Source organism: Enterobacter cloacae complex sp. GF14B, from assembly GCF_004136805.1.
GTDB classification, from domain to species: domain Bacteria; phylum Pseudomonadota; class Gammaproteobacteria; order Enterobacterales; family Enterobacteriaceae; genus Enterobacter; species Enterobacter hormaechei_C.
Window position 1 is genome coordinate 1 of record NZ_QFRV01000201.1, and the last position, 2,330, is coordinate 2,330.

Genomic DNA, 2,330 nt, shown 5'->3' on the forward strand with positions numbered 1-2,330 from the left:
CGCTCTGGCTGACGGCCACGCGCGCGCAGGCGGTATCCAGCAGCGCCACCGCTTTATCCGGTAGCTGACGCGCAGGGATATAGCGATGCGACAGTTTCACCGCCGCGCTGACCGCTTCGTCGAGGAGTAAAACCTGATGATGGGTTTCCAGCGGCGACACGGTGCTGCGCAGCATCAGTACGGCTTTCGCTTCATCCGGCTCGTGAACCTGTACGGTCTGGAAGCGGCGGGTCAGCGCAGGATCTTTCTCAATGTATTTTTTGTATTCCGCCCAGGTGGTCGCGCCGATGGTGCGCAGTTGCCCGCGCGCCAGGGCTGGCTTGAGCAGGTTAGCGGCATCGCCGGTGCCCTGCTGTCCGCCTGCGCCAATCAGGGTGTGGATCTCATCGATAAACAGAATAATTGGCGTGGCGCTGGACTGCACCTCGTTAATCAGCGCCTGGAGGCGCGCCTCAAATTCCCCTTTCATGCCCGCTCCGGCCTGAAGCATGCCGATATCCAGCAGCCACAGCTGAACGTTTTGCAGCGGCTCCGGCACGTCGCCGTCGGCGATACGCAGCGCCAGCCCTTCCACCACTGCGGTTTTCCCGACGCCGGCTTCCCCGGTCAGCAAGGGGTTGTTCTGGCGACGACGCATCAGGATATCGACCATCTGGCGGATCTCTTCATCGCGCCCCACCACCGGGTCAATCTTGCCTTCCCGGGCGCGCGCCGTCAGATCCTGACCATACTGCGCCAGCGTGCCCTGCGCAGCCGGTACTGCCCCGGCAGGCGCGTCCGCAGCGGCGGCGGCCTGCTGGCTCTCTTTGCTGCTGGCGCAAATGGCGTCGAACTGCTCGACCAGCACCTCAACGTTAAGACGGGTGAACTGCGCCGAAATACTTTTCAGCACGTTAGCCAGATTCCACGTTTTCAATATGCCGATCAGCAAATGGCCGCCGCGGATGCGGCTGACGCCAAATTTCAGCGAGCCGTAGACCCAGGCGCGCTCGACGGCGCTGTCGATATGCTCGGAAAGATCAGACACGGAACTCGCGCCACGCGGCAGGGCATCCAGCGCCGCCACGATATCGCGCGTCAGCTGCTGTTCATCAAGGGCGAAGTGACGGATGACCTGTTGCAGATCGCCATCCTGCTGCTGCATCAGCTGATGCAGCCAGTGCACCAGCTCAACGTACGGGTTGCCGCGCAGCTTACAGAAGGCAGTCGCGCTTTCCAGAGAGGTAAATAACAGCGTATCCAGTTTGCCGAAAAGCACGGCACGGCTAATTTCTGACATGTTAGTTTCCATTAACAATGATTCGGTATACGGAAGGATTATCGCTCTGCGCGATACACCAGATCGCCACGCGGAACAGGCTGAGGCTGAAGGCCGAGCCAGGTGTTGTACCCTAATCGCCCGGCGCTGCCGAGCGTGGCGCCCTGCACCGCATCGGCGCGCAGGATCACCCGTGTTTCCCATTCAAATTCCACCCCGGCGTACTGTCGCACCCAGTCGCGCAGCTCGGTGACCCATCCTTCGCCCGGCAGAAAACGGTTGTAGTCGTCTGCGCTCAACGGGCCAATCTCGAGCCGGAATTTATGCTGCACGTCGCGTACCGCAATGCCGAGAAAAGCGGACTCTCCCATGCGCGGCAGGCGACGCCCCTCACCCAGCTGTGCCTGCTCCCTCGTTGAGAGCGGCATCCACTGCGGGACGTTGGCCACCAGCCTGACCGGCACGTTGAAATAGTTGCGCAGGATTTTCTCCAGCCCTTCCGGGTCCCGCCCGTGGCGGGTCAGGTGCCCGGCGTGAGTAAAGCGGGCATGCGCGCTCAGGCTGCCTTTCGACATCTGGGCAGGCTGCCCCATGCCAATCAGCGATGCCAGATACCCTTCGAAGCGCCTGTTGTCGTCGCGATCCAGTGAAACGGCAGGCTGCGCGTCCGCCCAGGCGCGGTAGAACAGCAGCGTCAGGCGGTGGTGAAAGAGGTCGGCAAACGCGCTGAGGCTGTGATCCTGATGATGATGAATACGCTCGCGGGCATACTCAGTCATGTGCACCGGCAGTGGGCCGTTAGGACCAAACAGGCCGAAGCTCAGAATGGAAACCTCATGCAGTCCGTTCTCTTCCCGCTGCCGGACCTCAGCAACCGTTGACGGCGCAAAGCCCATTGAAGGCTGCTGACCAATACGCAGCGGCTCAAATTTAGGCAGCGGCGCGCGTCCCAGCGGGTAACGCTCGCCGCCCTGGGCATCAATGCGTCTTAACAGCTGGAACAGATCGTAGCGCCACGGCGTCTCGCGCACTCCGCGCCAGAACGCATCGGGCAGCGGCGTCAGGCGATGCA

General features: G+C 62.0%; 2 protein-coding genes. Both read right to left on the bottom strand.

Features of this window, described 5'->3' with window-relative positions:
- A partial coding sequence (locus DD606_RS24625; protein WP_129259387.1) for an AAA family ATPase occupies window positions 1-1,279 on the bottom strand: 1,279 nt, incomplete at its 3' end.
- Window positions 1,280-1,317: 38 nt separating this feature from the next.
- Window positions 1,318-2,330, bottom strand: a 1,013-nt coding sequence (gene tssG / locus DD606_RS24630; RefSeq protein WP_255573127.1) for a type VI secretion system baseplate subunit TssG, incomplete at its 5' end; no start/stop codon positions are given.